Here is a 22,650-nt window from a genome sequence, read left to right on the forward strand (position 1 = left end):
GGCGGCCGGAGCGGTCGCGTCGGGGCCCGACACGCTCTGCAGGGGGCTGGAGGTGCGCTCCTGCTCCGAGCGGTACGGGCTCATCTGCGGCGGGTCGATGCCGAGGACCACGTCGGAGTCGACGGTGCCGTCGGCGAGGCGGTAGTTGGCGCCGACGACCGCGAGCTCTCCCGCGGCGACCGCGTCGGCGATGAGCGGGGAGCGCTGCAGCAGCTCGGCGACGGTGTCGCGGAGGTGCTCGCGGCCGACCGCGAGGGCGTCGGTCGTCGACGGGTCGACGAGGACGCGGCCGTCGGGCTGCGGACCGACGATGCGGCGGACGGCCGGGATGATCGGCTCGATCAGGTGCTCGATGTGCGGCGGGAGGCGCTCGGCGTCGGGCGCCTGCGACTGGATCGCGGCCTTGACCGCTCCGCACTCGTCGTGGCCGAGGACGAGGATCAGCTTCACGCCGAGCACGGCCACGCCGTACTCGAGGGAGCCGATGATCGAATCGGCGATGACCTGGCCGGCGTTGCGGACGACGAAGAGGTCGCCCAGGCCGAGGTCGAAGATGATCTCCGCCGCGAGGCGCGAGTCGCTGCAGCCGAACAGCGCGGCGAGCGGCTTCTGCTCGGCGGCGAGCTCGTTGCGGCGCTCGACGTCCTGGCGGGGGTGGCGGGGCTCACCGGCGACGAAGCGCTGGTTGCCGCGCAGCATCTCCTTCCAGACCCACGACGGCGGGCGCGATTCGCGCGCGACGGCGATGCTCTGCGGGACCTCGTGCTGGGGACTCGACGGATCGAAGCTCAACGGGACTCCTCCTGGCCGATCTGCGGGGTGATGGCGTCGACGACCTGGCGGATCTCGTCCGTCGGCGCCGTGCCGTAGACGAGGTAGGTGCTGCCACCGGCCGTCGTCTCGAGAGCGTAGGGGCTGTTGCCGGTCTCGCCGGCACCGTCGCGGTGGTCGTAGACCGTCCACTCGCGGCCGTCGATCTGCTCGACGCCGGTCGCGGCGGCGCTGTCGAGCTGGCCGGAGACCCAGCGCTCGTCGGCGTCGAAGCCCTGGCTGACGCCGATGTAGCCGCTCTTGGGCGTGATCAGGCCGACGTACCAGTACTCGATCCCGCCGTCCTCGCGCAGCTCGGCCGCGTTCGAGGACCAGGAGTCGGGCATGTCGGGCGCGGCGAGGGTCTCGCTCTCGCCGAGCTGGAACTGGGCGGCGACCGCCGGCACGTCCACCGGGTCGCGGACGGTGCCCTCGCCGCGCGGGACGATCAGCACGATCAGCGCCACGGCGCCGACGGTCGCGAGCAGCGAGAAGACGAGGTTGTTGACGGTCTTGCGCTGGCGGTAGAGCCGGGAGTTCTCGGCCTTGCGGGCCGCGGTCTCGGCGGCCGTCTCGGGCCGGCCGAGCTCGGCGACGACGCGCGGCGGCTTCTCGCGACTCATCCGGCGCTCGATCCGCCGGCGGCCGATCCGCCCGAGCGGGCGGCGTCGAGCCGCGCGCGGGCGCCGATCAGCCACTCCTCGCAGCGGGCCGCGAGCGCCTCGCCGCGCTCCCACAGAGCGAGCGAGCGCTCGAGGGTGGAGCTGCCCTGCTCGAGCTCGGAGACGACGCGGACGAGCTCGTCGCGCGCCTGCTCGTAGCTGAAGCCGGAGACGTCGGACTCGCGGGTCGGGACGGGGTCGCTCGACGGCACGGCGGGGGAGTCGGTGCGGGCGTCGGCCATGGGGGTGATCCTATCGATCGGGGCTGCGAGGAGGGCGCGGGCGGGTGGGAGCGGGACGGGTCAGCCGCGGCCGGCGGGATCGGCCGCGGGCCCGGTCGAGCGGGCGGCGACGGCGCCCTCGGCGAGGGTGAGCACGAGCGCCTCGCCCTCGGCCGCGTCCTGCGGCGTGCGGACCACGTGACCGCTGCCGTTCTGCACGATCGCGTAGCCGCGGTCGAGGGTGTGCTGCGGCGACAGCGCGCGGAGATGGCCGTGCAGGCGCTCGACCTCGAGGTGGGCGCGCTCGATCCGCCGCTCGACCAGCTCCGCGCCGCGGGCGACCCAGCGGGTCAGCTCCTCCGAGCGCTGGTCGACGAGGACCCGGGGCTGTGCGAGGACCGGCCGGGAGCGCAGCTGCGACAGGCGGTCGATCTCGTGCGAGACGAGCCCGCTGACGCGGGTGGTCATCCGCAGCCGCGCCTGCTGCACCCGGAGCAGCTCGTCGGAGACGTCCGGGACGACCCGCTTCGCCGCGTCGGTCGGGGTGGACGCGCGGAGGTCCGCGACGTCGTCGAGCAGCGGGCGGTCCGCCTCGTGCCCGATCGCGCTGACCACGGGGGTGGTGCAGGCCGCGACCGCCCGCACGAGGGACTCGTCGCTGAAGCCGAGCAGGTTCTGGAAGTCGCCGCCGCCGCGGGCGATCACGATCACGTCGATGCTCGGGTCGGCGTCGAGGGTGCGCAGGGCGGAGGTCACCTCGGACACCGTGCGCTCGCCCTGCACGGCGGCGTGCACGACGCGGAAGCGGACGGCCGGCCAGCGCAGCTGGGCGTTGCGGAGGACGTCCTTCTCGGCGTCGGAGTCCTTGCCGGTGATCAGGCCGATCCCGTGCGGGAGGAAGGGCAGCCGCTGCTTGCGCGCCGGCTCGAACAGCCCCTCCGAGGCGAGCTGCCGGCGCAGCCGCTCGAGCTTCTCGAGCAGATCGCCGAGCCCGACGTGCCGCATCTCGAACACCTGCATCGAGAGCGTGCCGCCCTTGACCCAGTAGTTCGGCTTGACCAGCGCGATCACGCGGTCGCCCTGCTTGAGGTCCGCCGGGAGGCGGGCCCGGACGGAGGACCAGACCGTGAAGCCGACGGTGGCGTCGCCGGAGAGGTCCTTCAGCTTGCCGTAGACGTTGCCGCCGGAGACGCCCCACTGCGTGATCTCACCCTCGACCCACGCGGTGCCGAGGCGCTCGATCCAGCCCTTGATCTTGCTCGCGAGCAGACCGACCGGCCAGGGAGCATCGGCGGTGGGAGGGGCGTCTGTCATCGGTGCCTTCGCTGGAGCGGGCGGGCGGGGGAGCGGGCGGCGGACCCGCGACGACCACGGTACGGGATGCCTCCGACACCTCGGCGGCCGCGGCGCCGGGCCGGGCGCGAGGCCGCTCGTCCGGCCGCCGGTCAGCGGATCCGGCCCTTCCGCGGGGAGCACAGGATGCACCGCGTAGAATCGCGGGGTGAGTGAAGCCCCGATCAGCCTGCCCATGCCGCGCATGCCCCGCGCAACCGGGCGCCTGCGCGACGAGCCCGTCGACGGTGCCAAGCGAGTGCTCCTCGCCGCCCCGCGCGGCTACTGCGCCGGCGTCGACCGCGCGGTCGTCGCCGTCGAGAAGGCCATCGAGCACTACGGCGCCCCCGTCTACGTGCGCAAGCAGATCGTGCACAACGTGCACGTCGTCTCCACGCTCGAGAGCCAGGGCGCGATCTTCGTCGAGGAGGTCGACGAGGTCCCCGAGGGCTCGCACATTGTCTTCAGCGCGCACGGCGTCTCGCCGGCGGTCGTGCAGGGTGCGGCCGACCGCAACCTCCAGGCGATCGACGCGACCTGCCCGCTCGTCACGAAGGTGCACCGCGAGGCCGTCCGCTTCGCGCGCGACGACTTCGAGATCCTCCTGATCGGCCACGAGGGGCACGAGGAGGTCGAGGGCACCGCGGGCGAGGCTCCCGATCACGTGACCCTGGTCGGCAGCCCCGACGACGTCCCGAACATCGTGGTGAAGGACCCGGACAAGGTCGTCTGGCTCTCGCAGACCACGCTCTCGGTCGACGAGACGATGGAGACGGTGCGCCGCCTCCGCGAGCGCTTCCCGAACCTGCAGAACCCGCCGAGCGACGACATCTGCTACGCCACCCAGAACCGCCAGGTCGCGATCAAGAAGGTCGCCGAGCACGCCGAGCTGGTCATCGTGGTCGGCTCCGCCAACTCCTCGAACTCGGTCCGCCTCGTCGAGGTCGCGCTCGAGTACGGCGCGAAGGCCGCCTACCGGATCGACTACGCCAGCGAGATCAAGCAGGAGTGGCTCGACGGCATCCGCACCGTCGGCGTCACCAGCGGCGCCTCGGTGCCCGAGGTCCTCGTCCGCGAGGTGCTCGACGACCTCGCCGCCGCCGGCTACGGCGACGTCGAGGAGGTCAAGACGGCCGAGGAGGACCTGATGTTCTCGCTCCCCAAGGAGCTGCGCAAGGACGTCGCCGGCAAGCGCGACGCCCGCGGGGCCGGCGGACGCGTGAGCGCCTCCGTCAGCGCCTGACGCTCCGCACGCAGAACGAGGAGAAGGCCGCCGCTCCCGAGGGAGGGCGGCCTTCTTCGCGTCAGCCGGTCGGGCGCTAGACGTCCGTGCCGGTCCCGGCGGACATCCGCGAGACGTAGTCGGCGAAGGTCGGATCGCCGAGGATCGCGATGGCGGCGACCGTCAGCGAGAGCACGACCGTCGCGACGATCCCCAGGATCGGCACCAGCACGGCGCGATTGCCGGCCCGCAGCCGGCGGATCGAGATCCAGACCGCGAACGCGACGATCAGCGCCTGCGCGAGCGCGACGACCAGCCCGAGGGTGCGGGCGAGATCGGGGGAGGCGTAGGTGCCGATGCCCTGGCTCGTGTAGAGCTCGGAGAGCGTGGTGGCGAAGCTCGACGGGTCGAGCAGCGTCGGCACCGCGAAGAAGACGCCGAGCGCGAGCAGGATGATCGTGATCAGCCGGTCGACGGGGTGCGCGACGGTCTTCGCGGAGGGCGCGGTCGCGGGCCGCGGATCGGTTTCGGACCCTCGCGGGTCGGGGACGACGACGGCGTCCTCCGGAGGTGTCCACGACCAGCCGGGCGGCGCGTACTCGCCGTACTGCGGTTCCGGGCGCTCTGTGCGGCCCGGCTGGTCGTGTGCGTTCGTCACGGAGCGGTGCCCTACTTGCCGGAGTGGCCGGCGGAGCCGAGCTGGCGGGTCGCCTCGGCGACGCGGACGGCCATGGCGGACTCGGCGATCTTGCCCCACGAGCGCGGGTCGTAGACCTTCTTGTTGCCGACCTCGCCGTCGACCTTGAGGAAGCCGTCGTAGTTCTTCAGCACGGTGTCGGCGACCGAGCGGCTGAAGGCGTACTGGGTGTCGGTGTCGATGTTCATCTTCACGACGCCGTTGCGGACCGCCTCGGCGATCTCGTCGTCGGTGGAGCCGGAGCCGCCGTGGAAGACGAGGTCGAGCGGGAGCGCCTCGGTGCCGTACTTCTTCTGCAGGCCGTCCTGGATCTCGCGGAGCAGCTCGGGACGCAGGCGCACGTTGCCGGGCTTGTAGACGCCGTGGACGTTGCCGAAGGTCAGCGCGGCCATGTAGCGGCCCTGCTCGCCGAAGCCGAGGGCCTCGACGGTCGCGATCGCGTCGTCGAGCGTGGTGTAGAGGTGCTCGTTGATGTCGTGGGAGACGCCGTCCTCCTCGCCGCCGACGACGCCGATCTCGACCTCGAGGATCGCGTTGATCGCCTTCACGCGCGGCAGGATCTCCTGGGCGATCTTCAGGTTCTCGTCGAGGGGCACGGCCGAGCCGTCCCACATGTGCGACTGGAAGAGCGGCTCGCGACCGGCCTTGACCTCCTCCTCGGAGGCGGCGATCAGCGGGTAGACGAAGCCCTCGAGCGCGTTCTGCGGGCAGTGGTCGGTGTGCAGCGCGACCGTGACCGGGTAGTTCTTGGCGACCTCGGTGGCGAACTTCGCGAAGGCGATCGCTCCGGCGGCGCGGTTCTTGACCGTGTGGCCGGCGAAGTAGTCGGCGCCTCCGGTCGTGACCTGGATGATGCCGTCCGAGCCGGCCTCGGACAGGCCCTGCAGCACCGAGTTGATGGTCTGCGAGGAGGAGACGTTGAACGCGGGGTACGCGAAGCCGCCCTTCTTCGCCTTGTCGAGCATCTCTGCGTACTGGTCCGGGGTAGCGACGGGCATGGCATCTCCTTTGACGGATGAACGGGAGGGGGTCGGGCGAGGCCCGCGTCGGCGTCGAGTCTAGCGAGGCGGCTGCGGGGCGTCCCCCGGGCGCGGGGCGGGCCTCGGATAGACTCCGCTCCGGGATGGGGATCCGCTCCGCGGGTCCTGCGACGACGCCGTCTGCACGAACTCGAACGCGAAGGACTCCGCGCTGTGACCGATATCGACCACGACTCGCTCTACCTCCACCCGGACCGCAACCTCGGCATGGAGCTCGTCCGAGCCACCGAGGCGGCGGCGATCCGCGCCGTCCCCTTCATCGGCAAGGGCGACAAGAACGCCGCCGACGGCGCCGCCGTCGACGCGATGCGCACCTTCCTCGGCACCGTCAACTTCGACGGGGTCGTCGTCATCGGCGAGGGCGAGAAGGACAACGCCCCGATGCTCTACAACGGCGAGCACGTCGGCAACGGCTCCGGGCCGGCCGCCGACATCGCCGTCGACCCGATCGACGGCACCTCGCTGACCGCGGCGGGCCGGCAGAACGCGCTGTCGATGATCGCCGTCGCCGACCGCGGGGCGATGTTCGACCCCTCCGCGGTCTTCTACATGGAGAAGATCGTCACCGGGCCCGAGGGCGTGGGGATCATCGACATCGAGCGCCCGATCGGCGAGAACATCCGCGCGCTGGCGCGGGCCAAGCGCAAGCCCGTCGACGAGATGCGCATCGCGGTGCTCGACCGCCCGCGGCACGCGCAGCTGATCGACGACATCCGCGCGGCGGGCGCCGGAACGCGGCTGCTGCTCGACGGCGACGTCGCGGGCGGCATCAACGCCGCTCGGCACGACTCGCGCGTCGACATGTGCGTGGGTACCGGAGGGACGCCCGAGGGCATCATCACCGCGTGCGCCATCCGCGCGCTCGGCGGCGTGATCCAGGGCATCCTCCGCCCCAAGGACGACGACGAGCGCCAGCGCGCGATCGACGCCGGCCACGACCTCGACCGCGTCCTGCACGCGAACGACCTGGTCCGCAGCGACAACACCTACTTCGTCGCCACCGGCGTGACCAACGGCGGGCTGGTGAAGGGCGTCCGCAAGGAGGGCCACATCATCACCACCGAGTCGATCGTCCTGCGCTCGCGCTCGGGCACGATCCGTCGCGTGACGGCCCAGCACCTCGCGGAGAAGTGGGTCTAGGCCGCCGCTGCATGCTGGTCGAGCAGCCGCGGAGCGGCGTATCGAGACCCCGCCTCCGTCGGACGGTGGATCTCGATACGCGCCCTGCGGGCGCTACTCGATCAGCATGAATCTGACCAGGCGCACATCCGTGCTGGTCGAGTAGCCGCGGAGCGGCGTATCGAGACCCCGCGGCTCAGGCCGTGCGCTCGTCCGGGGCGAGGAGCTCGACGGCCGTCAGGCGGCGCGGTGACACCGTGACGCCGCCGGCGGGCGCGATCACGCGGGACTCGTCGAGGGTGTCGAACTGGCGCGCGGTGACGAGGACGCGGGTCTCGAGCGAGCCGGCGAAGGCGTTGTAGGAGTCGACCGTCTTCTCGATCGAGCGGCGCAGCCCCTCCGCGTGGTCGGCGAGGGTCGCCAGCCGCGCGTAAAGCGTCTTGCCGAGATCGAGCAGCCGCTTCGCGTCGTCGGTCAGCACGTCCTGCTGCCAGGTGTAGGCGACGGTCTTCAGCACGGACCAGAGCGTCACCGGCGAGGCGAGGGCGACCCGCTTGCGGAACGCGTACTCCAGCAGCGTCGGGTCGGCGTCGAGCGCGCTCGCCAGCAGCGGCTCGCTGGGGATGAAGGCGATGACGAACTCCGGGCTCGCCGGCAGCCCGGTCCAGTAGGCGCGGCCGGCGAGGGCGTCGATGTGCCCGCGGAGGGCCCGCACGTGCGCTCGCAGCAGACCGGCGCGCCGGGCCTCCTCCTCGGCCCCCGCGCCGGCGGGGATCGCGCTCGCCTCGAGGTAGGCGTCGAACGGCACCTTCGCGTCGACGGCGATCGCCTTGCCGCCGGGGAGGCGGACGACCATGTCGGCGCGGCCCTTCCCGCCCTCGCCCTCCAGGCCGAACTGCACGTCGAAGTCGACCCGCTGCGTCAGCCCGGCCGCCTCGACGACGTTGCGCAGCTGCGTCTCGCCCCACGCACCCCGGCTGGCGCTCGAGCGCAGCGCGGAGGCGAGCGTCTCGGTGGTCGAGCGGAGCCTCTCCCCGGCGAGCCGCTGCCCCTCCAGCTGCTCGGTGATGGCGCCGAACTGCGCGGCGCGCTCGCTCTCGAGACGGCGCACCGACTCCTGCATCCCGCGCAGGCTCTCGGCGACGGGGGAGAGCGTCTGCAGGATCCGCGCGTCGTGCCGCTCGCGCTCGGCGACGACCCGCAGCTGCTCCTGCAGCTCGCGGATCTGGTCGCGGGCGGAGCCGAGGTGCTCGCGGTGCTGCTCCACGACCGACTCGTGCCGCTCCTCGAGCCCCTCGGCCCGCGCCTGCGCCGTGGCCAGCTCGAGCGCGAGCGCGGTGTCGGGAGTGCGGGCACGGGCGAGCAGCACGGCGACGACGGCGGCGAGGAGCGCGCCGACCGCGAGGCCGAGGACGAAGCTGAGTTCCATGCGCCGAGGAGACCACGGACCTCCGACATCCGCGCTGCGGCGCTCCGACGATGTCCGTCTGACCCTCGGACGGGTGTCCGGAGCGGGAGGAGGCGGAGTCGGAGGTTGCCCCTAGGCTTCGGGACCATGGGGAATCACCGCCGTCCTTCGCGCCTGCTCACCGCCGCACTCGCCCTCGCCGTCGGACTCGGGACCGCTCTCGTCCCGGTCGCCGCCGCCTCCGCCGCCGACGAGACGCTGCCGCCCGCGTCCGTCCTGGTCGATCCGGGAGCGGGGGAGGCGCAGGTCACCGCCGCCGACGGCTCCGTCCTGCCCGACGTGAAGGTCCAGTACGAGGCGGAGAGCACCAAGAGCTTCCGCGCCGGCTACATCTTCAGCGACGCGAACTTCTTCGACAGCGACGCCCGCTCGGCGCAGCAGATGCAGGCGCTCCTGGACGACAAGGGCCGCAACTGCTCCGGCACGCCCAACGGCGTGCCCTGCCTCAAGGCCTTCAGCCAGGTCACGCCGTCGAAGGCGGCCGATGCGATGTGCAAGGCGTACCGCGGCGGCGTCCTCGAGTCCGCGGCGTCGATCTTCGCCGGCGTCGGCGAGGCCTGCGGCATCAGCCCGCTCGTGCTCGCCGTCCTCGTGCAGAAGGAGACGAGCCTCGTCTCGACGACGAGCCCCACCGAGCGCCTCTACAACCGCGCGACCGGCTTCAACTGCCCCGACAGCACCGGCTGCGACAACGGCTCCGCCGGCTTCTTCACCCAGGTCTACGGCGCGGCCCGGCAGTTTAAGAAGTACGCGAACCCGCCCGGCTCCGGCTCGAACTTCACCGCCTACGCCGCGGGCACGACGCCGAGCATCCTCTTCAACCCGGACACGTCCTGCGGCTCGTCGCCGGTCGCGATCCGCAACCAGGCCACGGCGAACCTGTACTACTACACGCCGTACCAGCCCAACAGCTACGCGCTGACGAACACCGGCAACCAGGCCTGCGCCACCTACGGCAACATCAACTTCTGGTACATCTTCAGCGACTGGAACGGCTCGCTCGCCAACGCCGGCGTCGCCCCGGCCGGCCGCATCGACGCCCCGAGGATCTCGGGCGGCACGCTGACCGCCTCCGGCTGGGCCGTCGACCCGACGACGCAGCGCGCGCAGCTCGCCACCACCGTCACCATCACCGCGCCCGACGGCTCCAAGACCGTCCGCACCCAGACCGCGAACGCCTCGCGCGGCGACATCCCGGGGGAGTACCCGGCCGCCGGCGGCAACCACGGCTTCGCCGCGACCGCCCCCGCCTCGGCCGCCGGCACCTACACGGTCTGCGCCAGCGCCGCCTCGGTGGACTGGAACCTCTGGACCGGCTCGGGCGACGCGAAGGCGCCCGGCACCAAGGACCTCGGCTGCACGAGCGTGTCCAACGGAACGACCGTTCCCGTCGAGCGGATCGCCGGCACCGACCGCCAGGACACGGCCGTCCGCGTCTCGAAGGCGACCTTCACGGCGAACGTTCCCGTCGTCTACGTCGCGACCGGCTCCGCCTTCCCCGACGCGCTGAGCGCCGCTCCCGCCGCGGCCAAGCAGGGCGGCCCGCTCCTGCTCGTCGACCGCGACTCGATGTCGCAGCCGGTCCGCACCGAGCTGACCCGCCTCAAGCCCGCGAAGATCGTCGTGGTCGGCTCCACGCTGAGCGTCAGCGACGCCGTGCTGCAGGACCTCAAGCAGTACGTCCGCGGCGGAGCGACCCCCACCCGCCTCGGCGGCGTCGACCGCTACGACACCGCGAAGAAGGTCGTCCAGTACGCCTTCTCCGACGGGTCGAGCCGGGCGTGGCTCGCGACGGGCGAGAAGTTCCCCGACGCCCTGGGCGCCAGCGCGGCGGCCGGCTCGGTGGACGCTCCGGTGCTCCTGGTCAACGGGACGCTGGCGACCGCGGACGCCACGACGAAGAGCCTCGTCTCGCAGCTCGGAGTCCGCTCGCTCACCATCGCGGGCAACGCCCTCTCGGTGAGCGACGGCATCGAGCGCTCGCTCGCCGTCGCCTCGAAGACGCGGATCGCGGGCTCGGACCGCTACGACACCTCGGAGAAGCTGAACAGGGCCGCCTTCCAGCGGGCGAACACGGTCTACCTCGCGACCGGGGAGAACTTCCCGGACGCGCTCGCCGGAGCGACCGCCGCGGGCTACACCTCGAGCCCGCTCTTCGCGGTCCCGCGGGACTGCGTGCCGCAGGCGGTGCTGAACGACATCACCGCGTTCGGTGCCAAGAAGGTCGTCCTGCTCGGCGGCCCGAACACGCTGTCGGACGCGGTCGCGCGGCTCACGCCCTGCGGCTGATGCTCCAGCGCACGGCCGCTAGCGTGGAGGGATGAGCTCGGCCGATCCCTCCCCGGCCGTCCCCTCCCCGTCCGTCATCCGACGTCGACGGGGAGGGGCGGCGGCTCTCGCCGCCCTCGCGGTGGTGCTGCTGCTCCCCGGAGCGACGGACCTCGGCGCGGCGGCCGCTCCCGCGACCGAGGTGCCGAGCATCCGGATGTGGACCGACCTGGCCGGCGGCGTCGACGGCTCGGGCTTCGACCCGGGCGACATCGTGTCGGACGAGGTCTTCTTCGACGGCGACGCCCTCGGCCCGCTGACGATCCAGGCCTTCCTCAACGCGCGGGTGCCCTCCTGCGCGGGGACCGATGTCCCGTGCCTGCGGGACTACGCCGAGGACACCGGCGACGTCGCCGCCGACGAGCAGTGCGCCGCCGTCGCGGGTGGGCAGGACGTCTCGGCCGCCGAGATCATCGCCTTCGTCGCCGGCGCCTGCGACGTCAGCCCCGCCGTGCTGCTGACGCTGCTGCAGAAGGAGCAGTCACTGGTGACCGACAGCGCGCCGAGCGAGCGCCAGTTCCGCAGCGCCACCGGCTACGGCTGCCCGGACACGGCGGACTGCGACAGCGACTACTTCGGCTTCTTCGGCCAGGTCTACGGCGCGGCCTGGCAGTTCCAGCGCTACCGCAACCCGGAGAGCAGCTTCGACTGGTACCCGGTCGGCGAGACCAGCGAGATCCAGTACTCGCCCGACGCCGCCTGCGGGACGGCCCCGGTGCGGATCGAGAACGCGGCGACCGCGGGGCTCTACTACTACACGCCGTACCAGCCGAACGCGGCCGCGATGGACGACCTCTACGGCTCGGGCGACGCGTGCTCGGCCTACGGCAACCGCAACTTCTGGCGCATCTTCAGCAACTGGTTCGGCGACCCGCGCGCGGGGGAGTGAGAGCGCCGGCTCTCGGATCGCCGCCCCGGGCGTCAGGCGGCGACCGGCGCCTTCGGACGCAGCCGCTTGACCGACACTCCGGCCAGCTCGCCGAGCTCGGCCAGGCTCCCGGCCCCGTGCCGGCGGGCCGCGTGCACCACGATCGCGGCGCAGGCCTCGGCGTCGGCCGACGCGTCGTGGTGGCGGAAGTCGTCGTAGCCGGCGGCGAACGCGACGGACGGCAGGCGGTAGGACTCGAGCTGGTAGGTCCTGCGGGCGAGCTGGAGCGAGCAGAGGTAGTCGTAGGCGGGGAGCTCGAGCGCCGTCGCGGCGCAGGCGGCGCGGATGACGCTCATGTCGAAGCCGGCGTTGTGGGCGACGAAGACGTCCTCGCCGGCGAAGGCGACGAGGTCGGCGAACTGCTCGACCCAGGAGGCGGCCGCGTGCACGTCGTGCTTGCGGATGCCGTGGATGCGGGTGTTCCACTCGAGGAAGTCGTCGTAGCCGTAGGGCGGGCGGATGAGCCAGCCGGCACGGTCGACGACGCGGCCGTCGCGGACCTTGACGAGCCCGACGGAGCAGGCGGACGCTCCGTGCGAGTTGGCGGTCTCGAAGTCGATGGCGGTGAAGTCGATGGGCACGACTTCACCCTCTCACGCACCTCCGACGCCGCCGGGACCGGCACGCGGCACCCCCGCGACCACGCCGTAGGATGGATGCCCGTGGCTCTCACTATCGCAATCGTCGGACTCCCCAACGTCGGCAAGTCGACGCTCTTCAACGCGCTGACCAAGAACACGGTGCTCGCCGCGAACTACCCGTTCGCGACGATCGAGCCCAACGTCGGAGTCGTGAACCTGCCCGACTCCCGCCTCGAGGTGCTCGCCGGCATCTTCGGCTCCGAGCGCATCCTGCCCGCGCCCGTGTCCTTCGTCGACATCGCCGGCATCGTCCGCGGCGCCTCGGAGGGCGAGGGCCTGGGCAACAAGTTCCTCGCCAACATCCGCGAGGCCGACGCGATCGCGCAGGTCATCCGCGGCTTCGAGGACGCCGATGTCGTGCACGTCGACGGCAAGGTCGACGCCGCGAGCGACATGGAGACGATCAACACCGAGCTCGTCCTCGCCGATCTGCAGACCCTCGAGAAGGCCGAGGCGCGCTACGAGAAGGAGCTCAAGGGGAAGAAGATCGAGCCGATCGTGCTCGAGACCGCGAAGAAGGCGCGCGAGTTCCTCGACTCCGGCAAGCCGCTCTCGGCGTCGTCGATCGAGCTCGAGCCGATCCGCGAGCTGGGCCTGCTCACCGCGAAGCCCTTCATCTACGTCTTCAACGTGGACGAGGCCGTGCTGACCGACGACGCGCGCAAGGCCGAGCTGGCCGCGCTGGTCGCCCCGGCGCACGCGATCTTCCTCGACGCCAAGATCGAGTCCGAGCTGATCGACCTCGACGAGGCCGACGCGGCCGAGATGCTCGAGTCCACCGGCCAGACCGAGTCGGGCCTCAACCAGCTCGCGTCCATCGGCTTCGACACCCTCGGCCTGCAGACCTACCTCACGGCGGGCCCGAAGGAGACGCGCGCCTGGACGATCGGCAAGGGCTGGACCGCCCCGCAGGCGGCCGGCGTGATCCACACCGACTTCCAGAAGGGCTTCATCAAGGCCGAGATCATCTCGTTCGAGGACCTCGTCGAGACCGGCTCGATCGCCGAGGCCCGCGCCAAGGGCAAGGCCCGCATCGAGGGCAAGGACTACGTGATGCAGGACGGCGACGTGGTGGAGTTCCGCTTCAACGTGTAGCTCGGTTCGGCTCTGCGAGCCGGGCGGCGGGGGAGACCGCGCAGCGCAGGTGCCTGGAAGTACGGGTCTGCTCGGCGCGGCTCGCTGCTCGTCGCAGGTGACGAGGTCGGATGCCGCGCCAGCGTCCGTGCCCGACATTTCTCCGCGAGCCGGCTCCGACAGACTTGGTCAACGCCGTGCGACACGAGGGGAAGACGTGCCGGGGAGACCACCGCATCCGGATGCCCGTGCCGAGCAGTTCCTTCAGTGGTTGGAGAGCATCGGGTGGTCGGTCGTACTCGGCGACGCTCACTTCCTCGGTCGGTGCGGTGGGACCTGCGGGCACCGTGAACTCGTGCAGAACGTGGCCGAGATCCGACCGATGATTGAGATCCGACGACGGTCGGTGGAAAAGTACTCGTGTACGACCGAGGAGGAAGACCGATGATGCAGGGCTACGTGGAAGTGAGCTGCATCGTCATCGGAGCAGCTGAGGAGTCTCAGTTCGATGACGCGATCTGCGGCGTGGCCACCGAGATGTCCCGCCTTGAAGGCGGCCTCGGAGTCGCGATCTCGGGCTCGGCGTCGACACGCTCCCTCGTCTTCGAGATCCCTGTCGATGACGAGGACGACACGAATGATCCGCTCACCTGGGCCCTGGCTCTCGTCCGCGCCGCATCGCACGCCGCGTCGCTGGGGACGCCGGGCTGGCCGACAGTGCGTGTCGAGGAGATGCGCCGTGACAGCGTCGAAGCGCCCGCGGTGGTTTGAGGCCTCCGCCGAGTTCTCCTGAACACGGCGACCACTCGTCGTCCGAGACGCGCAACCGCCCGCGCGCACCTGCCGGGGTGGAAACGGTCTGTCGTCGTCGGTGCGGGGTGGTTCTGACGCGACGGGCATCCGAAGCTGCGATTCAGGGGGACGCGTGCGATGAGCAGCCGTGAAGAACGACAGCGGATCCTGCGTTTCTGGTGGCTCCTCGAGCTGTTCAGTCCGCAGAGCGTGCCGCGGCCGACACCTCGTGCAGCGGGGGCCGGCGACAGGCAGGTGATCGAGTGGCGGCCGGGAGATCCGCTGCCGTGGAAGGTACTGCCGACTCCGCGGCGAGTGGGCGGGTCCGAGCGAGCGTGGCGACACACGGTGTACCTGGGTGTCTACGACCTCGAATCGACCTACGACAGCCTTCAGCGCGCGTTCGGGGAGGACACGGACGCGTACGACGAACGGTCGGCGGGCCGTAGCGCTGCGGCCGGCCTTCTCGTGGGTGCCGACGGCGTTCTGGCGGTCGACTCCGCGGTCCTCTCGTCCGCGCTGTGGGCGGTCGGGCGGATCGGGACGCACGGCATCGATGATCCGGAGTGGTCGGCGGGCTTCCCGGAGGCGGTGAAGGCGTTCCGAGAGGCGGTGGACGAGCACGAGGGGAGGCGCCCGGGCGGTCGGGGCGACGCCGCCCCCGCACAGGACTCCGAATCGCTGACCGCGCTGACACGGCTCGCTCATGAGGTGCAGGGGGTGAGCGGAAGGCCGGAGCTCGCCACGCCCGTCGCGGTCATCCAGTCCGTCGCCGTCTCCGTCCGGCGCCAGGACGAGCCGGCTGACATCGACTTCCTCAACAGCCTCTTCCTCGACGACCTCGCGGCCGTCCGCGCCGCGGTCGCGAAGGGGCACGGCGGCGAGGCGCTGACCGGATATCTGACCAGCGGGGGCCGGCTCGACGAGAGCTCCCGCGTCGATGTCATGCTCGACGACGCGGCGACCGAGGACGGCGTCGTCGTCGAACGGCTTCCGCTCGGGCGCTGGCCGTCCACGCCCGAGCACGGTCTCTCCCTGCGTCAGCAGTTCGCGGTGAACCGGGCACTGGTCGACCTCGGGCCCGGGCGCGGACTGATGGGCGTGAACGGACCGCCCGGCACGGGCAAGACGACGATGCTCCGCGACATACTCGCGGGCAACGTCGTCGAGCGGGCCCGCCGCCTCGCCGCCCTGGAGCGAGCGGAGGACGCGTTCGGCCCGAAGACCCACGGCTGGAAGGCGGGTGACGGCCGCACGCACACCGTGCGGGAGGTGCGGCCGGAGTTGACCGGCTACGAGATGGTCGTCGCCTCCGCGAACAACGCGGCCGTGGAGAACGTGACGGCGGAGATCCCGGCGCGAACGGCGATCGACCCATTGTGGAGCGAAGAGGCGGACTACTTCGCCGACATCGCTCGAGAGGTGCTCGCTGCTTCCGCGTCCCGGAGCGCCGGTGATGAGGCTGTCGATGCGTGGGGCCTGGTGGCGGCGCGACTCGGCAACAAGCGCAATCGCAGCGCGTTCCAGTCGGCCTTCTGGTTCGGCGGACGGGGCTCGGCGAGCGGTGCCTCCGAACCGGACCCGGCCGGCGGCATGCTGGCGTTGCTCAAGGAGTGGCGCGACGGTGCCGGCCCGCCTCGCTCGTGGAAGGCTGCGCGGGACGCTTTCGCGGAGGCGGAGCGGCGCGTCGAGGCGCTGCTCGGACAACGGCGGGAGCAGCAGGCACGCCACTCGACGCTTCCCCGAGCGGTGGAGGAGCAGAACCGGATCGCGGAGGTCGTCACGTCGCTCCGGTCCCGCCTCGACGCTGCGAAAGAGGAGCGGATCGCCTGCGAAGCCGCTGTCGACGGTGCGAGCGCTCTCCTCGCGAGCATCGAGGTCGCCCGGGAGCGCATCCGATCCCGGAGGCCCGGCGTGCTCGCGACGATCATGTCCCTCGGTCGGTCACGACGCGACTGGCGTCGAGAACTGACGCCGGTCGAGGCCTCGGCCCGTGCGGCGAGCGCCGCCCGCGACGAGGAACGATCCCGGCTCGCCGGGATCGACAACCGCGGAGAGCGGCTCGACCGCGACCTCGCGAGTGCTCGGCGTGAGCGAGCGCAGGCGACGGAGTCCCTCGCCCGGCTGAGGCAGCAGCTCGCCGCCGACGAGGAGCAGGTCGGTGCCGGATACCCGGGCGAGGCGTGGACCGGGAACGCCCGCGAGATGCGCGCCCCTTGGCTCGACCCGGCGCTGGACAAAGCCCGATCCGATCTCTTCCTCGCTGCACTGGACCTCCACAGGGATCTCCTCGCGAACACGGCGGCCGAGATGATTCCTGGGCTGCGGGCGGCGCTCGACATCGTCGTGGGCGGAGGGCCGCGCGGGCTCGAGCCGGCCAAGCGGCGGGCGGCCTGGCAGCTCTTCTTCCTCGTCGTCCCGCTGGTCTCGACGACGTTCGCCTCGCTCGGGCGGATGTTCGGCGACGTCGGTCAGGAGAGCATCGGCTGGCTCCTCATCGATGAGGCAGGCCAGGCCTGCCCGCAGTACGCCGCAGGAGCGATCTGGCGGGCGCGCCGAGTCGTCGCGGTCGGTGATCCCCTCCAGCTCCAGCCCGTCGTGACGATGCCGCGGAGGGCTCAGCGCGACATCGCCTCCGCGTTCGGCTTGGACGACACCTGGATTCCCCCGCAGGCGTCGGTGCAGACCCTGGCCGACAGGGTCTCCTTGTACGGCACGACGCTCACGCAGGCGGATCGTCAGGTGTGGGTGAGTGCACCGCTCACCGTGCACCGCCGCTGCGACGACCCGATGTTCAGCCTCTGCAACGCGATCGCCTACGACGGCATCATGGTGAACGGCGTGAAGCGCGACCTCACTCATCCTGAAGCGCCCGATCTCTTCGACAGTGAAGCGGGCCCGCGCGTCGTCACGAGCCGGTGGATCGACGAAGCGGCTCCGACACCGGGAACGCATCTCCAGGAGAACCAGATCGCGCGCCTCGAGAGCGGTCTGTCGTATCTCAAGGGGCTCGGGATCCCTCCGAGCCAGGTGATCGCGATCTCGCCGTTCCGCGCTGTCGCCGATCGGCTCTCTGCGCTGTCCACGCAGTATCCGGGTCTCACGGCGGGCACGATCCACACGGCGCAGGGGAAGGAGGCGCCCGTGGTGTTCCTGGTCCTGGGTGGGGATCCGAGCTCACCGGGGGCTCGCGCGTGGGCCGCCTCCTCCGTCAACCTCGTGAACGTCGCGGCCAGTCGAGCCAGCCGTCGACTGTTCGTCATCGGCGACCTCGACGCGTGGCGAGGGCACGACTACTTCCGTGAGGTCGCTGGATATCTGTCTGTCGACACCAATCCCCAGAGCTGACGTCTCTTCTTCTCGGGTTCGGGTGATCTCGGATCCTCGCGGATCGCGCACTTCCCTGCGCGCGCGATCTCACCTCGGTATTATCAGGTCATGGCCAGGACTCCTCGGCCGACCGACGCGCAGGACAGTTCTCCGACCGGGCCGACGGAGGCGCAGGGGATCGGCAAGCAGGAGGCGGCGGTGCGCGCCACCCTCGAGGCAGCGGATCGACGCGCGCACCGCGACAACGTCGCTGCGCTGTCCGCCCGTGGGCGAGCGCGGTATGCGGCTCTGCTCGATCGGCTCGCTGAGTAGTTCGGTGAGGGACTCGCGACAGGTGCGATGTCTGCGGCTCGAAGACCTGCTCGCCCCGGCCCTGCGATCCGGGGTGCCGCCCACCCGCGATCGTGGTCTCCTCGGCTCGACCGGATGTCCGTCGTCGTCTTCCTCGGGCTCGACGGACTCGAACTGGACGCCCCTGAGGACGACGCATACGACCTCGTCATCTGCGTCGCCACCGGTTCCGACACTGCGGAGGGCACGGCGAGGCTGCTCGAATCGTGGACGCGGGCCGTCGAGTAGCCCGTGTTCCGTCGGGTCAGTTGAGGACGTCGCCGATGATCCAGCTTGAGAGGCCGACAAGCGTGCAGACGCCGACGACGACCCAGGCGACGGTCTTCCGGACCGAGCGGGCCCTCGCCTCCGAGGTGAGCGGGGTCGGGCGCAGCGGCGCGACGTAGGCGGGCGGGGCCTCCGAGGCGCCGGGGATCAGGCGGGGGAGGGTCGCCGGGCGGCCGTCGACCCAGTCCGCGGGCAGCTCGGCGGCGCGGGCCGCCTGCAGCGTCAACTCGGCTTTCAGCGGCGAGCCCTGCAGAGAGCAGTAGGCGACGGCGGTGAGGCCGAGGCCGGCGAGGTGGCGGAGGGTGGGCGCGAACTGCTCGGACATCGCCGCGGTCAGCTCGCCCACGCGGTCGCCGTCGAGGCGGATCTCCACGAGGCCGCCGACGGGGTGGAGCGTCACGAGGAGGAGCCCGCGGCCGCCCTCGGGGACCACGCCGGCCAGACGGACGAAGTGCTCGTCCTCGCGCTGCACCTGCAGGGCGCGGCCCCAGGGCAGGATCGAGTAGCGCTCCTGGGGCGGCGCGTTGAGCGGCACGAGGAGTTCGGGGGCGACAAGGGCGACCTTCACCGAGGCGCGCAGGCCCTCCTCCGTCCGCTCGGCGCGGAGCCGTGCGGTGGTGGTGGGGGCGGCGCGACTCGCGACCACGCGGGAGAGCCCGGGAAGCGCGGGAGCGCGGCGGTAGGCGTCGGGGAGGTAGCCGATCACGCGTCCGCCGGCGCGGACCGAGACGGCGGGAGTGCCGGTGGGGTGGTCCGGCTCGGGCACGAGGACGACGTCGAGGATCTGATCCGAGATCTCGCCCACGCGCAGCGGGCGGCCGATGACGGACGCGATCTCCTCGATCCGCTCCGCCTCGTCGACGGCGTCGACGGTGGGGGTGCCTGCGGAGTGGGGGAGGCGGTACTCGACGTGCTCGGAGGCGGTCTCCGGCAGCCTGCGCTGCTCGTGCTCGTCCGGGTCGCCGGGTGCCGAGTCCTCCGCGGAGCGGCGGGCGTCGGTCCAGGCGGTGCCGTCCCACCAGCGCATCGACCCCGGGTGGGCGTCATCGCGGTACCAGCCCGCAGGTGCGGCGCGTTCGTCGTCCACCGGGTCCCCGTTCTCTCGGCCCGTCGAGTCTACGAGGGGCCCGCGGCATCCCTCCGCTCGGCGGGGGAGGCCCCGACTCCGCGGAAGTCGCGGTAGTCGCGCTCGACTACCGCGACTCTCGGGGAGTGGAGCGAGGCCGGGAGGCAGAGGCACCTCCGAGTCCGCGGAAGTCGCGGTACTCGCGCTCGACTACCGCGACTTCGGAGGAGTGGGGCGAAGCGGCGACGTGCCGGGTGTCGCGGTGGCGGTCGGTGTGCTCAGAGGGCCGGGTTCTCGTCCGCCGGGTCCTCCGTCGCGAAGGCGACGAGCTGCGCCGGGGCACCGGCGCAGTCGCGGAGGGCCGGGGCGGAGTCGAGGGCGCCGGCGAGCAGTCCGCTCACGTGCCTGGCGTGCCCCGGGTTGATCGGCGCGGGGTCCTCGAGGACCTCCACCAGTCGGTGGAGCACGGCGCAGGTGTCCGGACGCGACATGCGATCCACCGTATTGACGGCCCTCGCCTCCCGGTAGAGGCGATTCGCGCCAGACCCCCCGTCTACGCTTCGGACATGACTCGATTCGAAGGCTCCGTCGTCCTCGTCCTCGGTGCCTCCGGCGGGCTCGGGCGGCTGATCGCGGACGAGCTGGAGCAGCGCGGCGCGACCGTGGTCCGCTCCGGGCGCCGCGCCGCCGACCTCGGCGACGCGCCGCTCGTCGCCGATCTCCTCGGCGAGGACGCCCCGCAGCGCCTGGTGGACGAGGTCCTCCGCCGTCACGGGCGACTCGACGGCGTCGTCGTCGCGGCCGGCGTCGTCGCCTTCGGCCCCTCGGCCGAGCTCGATCCGGCGGTGCTCGAGGAGCTCGTCGACGTGAACGCTCTGGCGCCGATCCGCGTGCTCACGGCGTCGTTCGCCGCCCTGTCCGCCTCGGGGAATCGGCCCTTCGCGGTCACGATCAGCGGGGTGGTCGCCGAGGCGCCGACCGCCGGTCTCGCGGCGTACTCCGCGTCCAAGGCGGCCCTGTCCTCGTTCGTCCGGGCATCGGCCCGGGAGTACAGGAAGGCGGGCGTCCTCCTGCTCGACGCGCGGCCCGGCCACACGGAGACCGCGCTGTCGCAGCACCCGCTGGCGGGCACGGCTCCGCGCTTCGGCGCGGGGCACTCGCCGGAGACGGTCGCGGCGCGCATCGTCCGCGCCGTCGAGGACGGCGAGACGGACCTGCCGCCGGCGGCCTTCGACGCCTGAACGAGTCCGGGAAAAGAAGCGGTCGCTCGTCCCTCCACAGCCGCGTGACCGCTCGGCCCTCCCCAGATCTCGGGATCCGACGCCGGAGCGAGCGCGGCGCTCGCCACCATCGACGCATGGGAATCCGTTATTACGCTTACGCCTTCGATGCCGATCTGACCGAGCGCGCGCTCGCCGACCCGCGGAGCGTGATCGGCGAGACCGCCCTGGCGGGCGCCTGGGGGATGCCGCACGGCGCCGAGATCGACGCCGCCGATCTGCCGCAGCCGGTGCCGGAGGACGACATGCTCTTCCTCGACCGGGCGTGGTCCGGGTTGCAGGCGCTGACCGCTCCGCGCTCGCCGGAGCAGCCGCCGCGGCCGGCGCACCGGATGCTGGAGGGCCGGGTGTCGCTGCGGGGGATGTGCTGGGATCCGTGGGTGCGCGCCGTTCCGCCGGGAGAGGTCGCCGAGATCGCCGACGATCTGCTCGCGCTCCGGCAGGAGCTCGAGGAGGGCCTGCCGCAGCACCCCGAGGGGGAGCAGCTCGGGCAGTACCTGGACCGCGCCGTGGAGTTCGCGTCCCGGATCGCGCGGTCGGGTCGCGGCTTCGTCTACCTGATCGGCTAGCGCGTGCCTCTCCCGGATCGGCCGGCGCGTGCGTCGCACCTCACGCCGTCGCGAAGCGCTGGGCCGAGCGCTCGCGGGCCTTCGCCGCCTCGACCTCGCGGTCCTTCGGCGGGGCGGCCGTCACCAGGTCCTCGAGGAGGTGGCCCGTGATGTGGGCGATCTCCGCCACGGCGCGGTCGAACGCCTCCTGGTTCGCCTTCGACGGGCGGGTGGCGCCGCTGATCTTGCGGACGTACTGGAGGGCGGCGGCGTGCACCTCCTCGTCGGAGGCGGCGGGCTCGAAGTTGTGGAGGGTGTGGATGTTCCGGCACATGCGACGAGGGTACGTCCGGGTGCGCGCGGGCGCGAGAGGGCGGACACCCGCCGTTCACCCCGGCGTCGCTCGGGGCCCCTAGCGTCGCTCCGTGCCCTCCGTCTCCGATCGCTCCCTCAGCCCCGACGCCGCTCCCGACGCCGCTCCCGACGCCACTCCCGGTGCCGCTCCCCACGGCGCCCTCGTGCCGACGCCCGAGCTGCTCCGCTCGCTCACGCCCGAGGACGCCCGCGACCTCGTCGTGCTCGACGAGGACGACGACGATCCGGTGCTGCTGCGCCGCGACGGCACGCAGGTCGACACCTGGCGCGAGGGCTACCCCTACGACGAGCGGATGTCGCGCGAGGAGTACGAGGCCGGCAAGCGGCTGCTGCAGATCGAGCTGCTCAAGCTCCAGAACTGGATCAAGAAGCACGGCCGGCGCTTGGTCGTCGTCTTCGAGGGGCGCGACGCCGCGGGCAAGGGCGGCACCATCAAGCGCTTCACCGAGCACCTCAACCCGCGCGGCGCCCGGGTCGTCGCGCTCGAGAAGCCGACCGAGCGGGAGGGCACGCAGTGGTACTTCCAGCGGTACGTCTCGCACCTGCCCGCCGCGGGCGAGATCGTGCTGTTCGACCGCTCCTGGTACAACCGGGCGGGGGTCGAGCGCGTGATGGGCTTCTGCACTCCGGAGCAGTACGACGAGTTCGTCCGGCAGACGCCGCTGTTCGAGAGCATGCTCGTCGGCGAGGGCATCGACCTGGTCAAGCTCTGGTTCTCGGTCTCGGCCGAGGAGCAGCGCACCCGGTTCACCATCCGGATGATCGACCCGGTGCGGCAGTGGAAGCTCTCGCCGATGGACCTCGCCTCGCTGGACAAGTGGGACGACTACACCGCGGCCAAGGAGGCGATGATGGCGGCGACCGACACCGCCGACGCGCCGTGGACCATCGTCAAGAGCAACGACAAGAAGCGCGCCCGCCTCGAGGCGATGCGCTACGTGCTGAGCCTGTACGACTACGACGGCCGGGACGACGAGGTCGTCTCGCCGCTCGGACCGGACCCGCTGATCGTCGGTTCGGCGGCGGACGTCTACGAGCGCGGCGAGCACGCGGCGACCGCTCGGGCCGCCGAGTAGCGCCGGACCGGGGGACGGGATCA

At 72.0% G+C, this 22,650-nt stretch carries 22 protein-coding genes and 1 pseudogene; 12 read left to right on the top strand and 11 right to left on the bottom strand.

Translation table 11 applies throughout. From position 1 onward, the window contains the following. Window positions 1-93: 93 nt before the first annotated feature. The 4 genes and pseudogenes from MT351_RS13930 to xseA all read right to left on the bottom strand — a co-directional run. A pseudogene (locus MT351_RS13930) lies at window positions 94-699 on the bottom strand (carbonic anhydrase); the annotation flags it as partial. Between the two features lie 89 nt (window positions 700-788). Continuing rightward, window positions 789-1,433 carry a DUF4245 domain-containing protein gene (locus MT351_RS13935; RefSeq protein WP_132435806.1) on the bottom strand — a complete coding sequence of 215 codons (645 nt, stop codon included), beginning with the start codon at window positions 1,431-1,433 and terminating at the stop codon, window positions 789-791. Continuing rightward, the gene (locus MT351_RS13940) at window positions 1,430-1,714 is read right to left on the bottom strand and encodes an exodeoxyribonuclease VII small subunit (protein WP_243582433.1); all 285 of its coding nucleotides are present in this window, start codon (window positions 1,712-1,714) and stop codon (window positions 1,430-1,432) included. The genes MT351_RS13935 and MT351_RS13940 overlap by 4 nt, the downstream gene beginning before the upstream one ends. Before the next feature lie 60 nt (window positions 1,715-1,774). Continuing rightward, on the bottom strand, window positions 1,775-3,007 hold the full coding sequence (gene xseA, locus MT351_RS13945; RefSeq protein ID WP_132435805.1) for an exodeoxyribonuclease VII large subunit: 1,233 nt from the start codon (window positions 3,005-3,007) through the stop codon (window positions 1,775-1,777). 214 nt (window positions 3,008-3,221) lie between these two features. On the opposite strand from xseA, the gene MT351_RS13950 reads away from it, so the two are divergent. After that, the gene (locus MT351_RS13950; RefSeq protein WP_123735289.1) at window positions 3,222-4,268 is read left to right on the top strand and encodes a 4-hydroxy-3-methylbut-2-enyl diphosphate reductase; all 1,047 of its coding nucleotides are present in this window, start codon (window positions 3,222-3,224) and stop codon (window positions 4,266-4,268) included. Between the two features lie 76 nt (window positions 4,269-4,344). Here MT351_RS13950 and MT351_RS13955 read toward each other — a convergent pair whose 3' ends face one another. Beyond that, window positions 4,345-4,905, bottom strand: coding sequence for a DUF6264 family protein (locus MT351_RS13955; RefSeq protein ID WP_132435804.1), 561 nt, complete (start codon window positions 4,903-4,905; stop codon window positions 4,345-4,347). A gap of 11 nt (window positions 4,906-4,916) precedes the next feature. Further along, entirely contained in the window at window positions 4,917-5,942 is a 1,026-nt protein-coding gene (gene fbaA / locus MT351_RS13960) for a class II fructose-bisphosphate aldolase (protein WP_132435803.1), read from the bottom strand. Window positions 5,943-6,191: 249 nt separating this feature from the next. On the opposite strand from fbaA, the gene glpX reads away from it, so the two are divergent. Next, on the top strand, window positions 6,192-7,124 hold the full coding sequence (gene glpX, locus MT351_RS13965) for a class II fructose-bisphosphatase (protein WP_123445977.1): 933 nt from the start codon (window positions 6,192-6,194) through the stop codon (window positions 7,122-7,124). 175 nt (window positions 7,125-7,299) lie between these two features. On the opposite strand, the gene MT351_RS13970 is transcribed toward glpX, so the two are convergent. After that, a complete protein-coding gene (locus tag MT351_RS13970) occupies window positions 7,300-8,532 on the bottom strand; it encodes a DNA recombination protein RmuC (RefSeq protein WP_132435802.1) in 1,233 nt (410 codons plus the stop codon). A gap of 126 nt (window positions 8,533-8,658) precedes the next feature. Here MT351_RS13970 and MT351_RS13975 point away from each other — a divergent pair, with 126 nt between their 5' ends. Both MT351_RS13975 and MT351_RS13980 read left to right on the top strand, forming a co-directional pair. Beyond that, complete coding sequence (locus MT351_RS13975; protein WP_243582435.1) at window positions 8,659-10,860, top strand: cell wall-binding repeat-containing protein; 2,202 nt, start codon at window positions 8,659-8,661, stop codon at window positions 10,858-10,860. Between the two features lie 31 nt (window positions 10,861-10,891). Beyond that, window positions 10,892-11,788 (top strand): hemagglutinin, encoded by an 897-nt coding sequence (locus MT351_RS13980; protein ID WP_132435800.1) that lies wholly within the window; start codon window positions 10,892-10,894, stop codon window positions 11,786-11,788. 32 nt (window positions 11,789-11,820) lie between these two features. Here MT351_RS13980 and MT351_RS13985 read toward each other — a convergent pair whose 3' ends face one another. After that, window positions 11,821-12,408: an exonuclease domain-containing protein gene (locus tag MT351_RS13985; RefSeq protein WP_132435799.1), complete on the bottom strand. Its 588-nt coding sequence runs from the start codon at window positions 12,406-12,408 to the stop codon at window positions 11,821-11,823. Between the two features lie 81 nt (window positions 12,409-12,489). Here MT351_RS13985 and ychF point away from each other — a divergent pair, with 81 nt between their 5' ends. The 5 genes from ychF to MT351_RS14010 all read left to right on the top strand — a co-directional run bounded on the left by ychF (window position 12,490) and on the right by MT351_RS14010 (window position 18,243). Beyond that, window positions 12,490-13,563: a redox-regulated ATPase YchF gene (gene ychF, locus MT351_RS13990; protein ID WP_123735295.1), complete on the top strand. Its 1,074-nt coding sequence runs from the start codon at window positions 12,490-12,492 to the stop codon at window positions 13,561-13,563. A 423-nt stretch (window positions 13,564-13,986) separates the two neighbouring features. After that, window positions 13,987-14,313 (top strand): hypothetical protein, encoded by a 327-nt coding sequence (locus MT351_RS13995; protein ID WP_123735296.1) that lies wholly within the window; start codon window positions 13,987-13,989, stop codon window positions 14,311-14,313. Between the two features lie 159 nt (window positions 14,314-14,472). Further along, window positions 14,473-17,682: a DEAD/DEAH box helicase gene (locus MT351_RS14000; protein WP_243582437.1), complete on the top strand. Its 3,210-nt coding sequence runs from the start codon at window positions 14,473-14,475 to the stop codon at window positions 17,680-17,682. 90 nt (window positions 17,683-17,772) lie between these two features. Next, window positions 17,773-17,976, top strand: coding sequence for a CopG family transcriptional regulator (locus MT351_RS14005; RefSeq protein ID WP_132435797.1), 204 nt, complete (start codon window positions 17,773-17,775; stop codon window positions 17,974-17,976). 114 nt (window positions 17,977-18,090) lie between these two features. Beyond that, on the top strand, window positions 18,091-18,243 hold the full coding sequence (locus MT351_RS14010; protein ID WP_207901628.1) for a hypothetical protein: 153 nt from the start codon (window positions 18,091-18,093) through the stop codon (window positions 18,241-18,243). Between the two features lie 16 nt (window positions 18,244-18,259). Here the strand turns inward: MT351_RS14010 and MT351_RS14015 are convergent, their stop codons facing one another. Next, window positions 18,260-19,369, bottom strand: coding sequence for a DUF2510 domain-containing protein (locus MT351_RS14015; protein WP_221181085.1), 1,110 nt, complete (start codon window positions 19,367-19,369; stop codon window positions 18,260-18,262). Window positions 19,370-19,626: 257 nt separating this feature from the next. After that, window positions 19,627-19,839 (bottom strand): hypothetical protein, encoded by a 213-nt coding sequence (locus MT351_RS14020; RefSeq protein ID WP_123445428.1) that lies wholly within the window; start codon window positions 19,837-19,839, stop codon window positions 19,627-19,629. 75 nt (window positions 19,840-19,914) lie between these two features. Between MT351_RS14020 and MT351_RS14025 the strand changes: the two genes are divergently transcribed. Continuing rightward, window positions 19,915-20,589 (top strand): SDR family oxidoreductase, encoded by a 675-nt coding sequence (locus MT351_RS14025; RefSeq protein ID WP_132435796.1) that lies wholly within the window; start codon window positions 19,915-19,917, stop codon window positions 20,587-20,589. 116 nt (window positions 20,590-20,705) lie between these two features. After that, a complete protein-coding gene (locus MT351_RS14030) occupies window positions 20,706-21,197 on the top strand; it encodes a DUF1877 domain-containing protein (protein ID WP_132435795.1) in 492 nt (163 codons plus the stop codon). 40 nt (window positions 21,198-21,237) lie between these two features. Here MT351_RS14030 and MT351_RS14035 read toward each other — a convergent pair whose 3' ends face one another. Further along, window positions 21,238-21,510: a DUF2277 domain-containing protein gene (locus MT351_RS14035; RefSeq protein WP_123735301.1), complete on the bottom strand. Its 273-nt coding sequence runs from the start codon at window positions 21,508-21,510 to the stop codon at window positions 21,238-21,240. Window positions 21,511-21,601: 91 nt separating this feature from the next. On the opposite strand from MT351_RS14035, the gene ppk2 reads away from it, so the two are divergent. Continuing rightward, a complete protein-coding gene (gene ppk2, locus MT351_RS14040; RefSeq protein WP_374204774.1) occupies window positions 21,602-22,627 on the top strand; it encodes a polyphosphate kinase 2 in 1,026 nt (341 codons plus the stop codon). The last annotated feature ends 23 nt before the right edge of the window (window positions 22,628-22,650 follow it).

The organism is Rathayibacter sp. VKM Ac-2926 (assembly GCF_022815565.1).
Classification (GTDB): domain Bacteria; phylum Actinomycetota; class Actinomycetes; order Actinomycetales; family Microbacteriaceae; genus Rathayibacter; species Rathayibacter festucae.

Coding starts and splice junctions, on each gene's coding strand:
- MT351_RS13935 (WP_132435806.1), bottom strand. CDS start 1,433: ATGAGTCGCGAGAAGCCGCCGCGCGTCGTCGCCGAGCTCGGCCGGCCC.
- MT351_RS13940 (WP_243582433.1), bottom strand. CDS start 1,714: ATGGCCGACGCCCGCACCGACTCCCCCGCCGTGCCGTCGAGCGACCCC.
- xseA (WP_132435805.1), bottom strand. CDS start 3,007: ATGACAGACGCCCCTCCCACCGCCGATGCTCCCTGGCCGGTCGGTCTG.
- MT351_RS13950 (WP_123735289.1), top strand. CDS start 3,222: ATGCCGCGCATGCCCCGCGCAACCGGGCGCCTGCGCGACGAGCCCGTC.
- fbaA (WP_132435803.1), bottom strand. CDS start 5,942: ATGCCCGTCGCTACCCCGGACCAGTACGCAGAGATGCTCGACAAGGCG.
- glpX (WP_123445977.1), top strand. CDS start 6,192: ATGGAGCTCGTCCGAGCCACCGAGGCGGCGGCGATCCGCGCCGTCCCC.
- MT351_RS13970 (WP_132435802.1), bottom strand. CDS start 8,532: ATGGAACTCAGCTTCGTCCTCGGCCTCGCGGTCGGCGCGCTCCTCGCC.
- MT351_RS13975 (WP_243582435.1), top strand. CDS start 8,659: ATGGGGAATCACCGCCGTCCTTCGCGCCTGCTCACCGCCGCACTCGCC.
- MT351_RS13980 (WP_132435800.1), top strand. CDS start 10,892: ATGAGCTCGGCCGATCCCTCCCCGGCCGTCCCCTCCCCGTCCGTCATC.
- MT351_RS13995 (WP_123735296.1), top strand. CDS start 13,987: ATGATGCAGGGCTACGTGGAAGTGAGCTGCATCGTCATCGGAGCAGCT.
- MT351_RS14000 (WP_243582437.1), top strand. CDS start 14,473: ATGAGCAGCCGTGAAGAACGACAGCGGATCCTGCGTTTCTGGTGGCTC.
- MT351_RS14005 (WP_132435797.1), top strand. CDS start 17,773: ATGGCCAGGACTCCTCGGCCGACCGACGCGCAGGACAGTTCTCCGACC.
- MT351_RS14010 (WP_207901628.1), top strand. CDS start 18,091: ATGTCCGTCGTCGTCTTCCTCGGGCTCGACGGACTCGAACTGGACGCC.
- MT351_RS14020 (WP_123445428.1), bottom strand. CDS start 19,839: ATGTCGCGTCCGGACACCTGCGCCGTGCTCCACCGACTGGTGGAGGTC.
- MT351_RS14025 (WP_132435796.1), top strand. CDS start 19,915: ATGACTCGATTCGAAGGCTCCGTCGTCCTCGTCCTCGGTGCCTCCGGC.
- MT351_RS14030 (WP_132435795.1), top strand. CDS start 20,706: ATGGGAATCCGTTATTACGCTTACGCCTTCGATGCCGATCTGACCGAG.
- MT351_RS14035 (WP_123735301.1), bottom strand. CDS start 21,510: ATGTGCCGGAACATCCACACCCTCCACAACTTCGAGCCCGCCGCCTCC.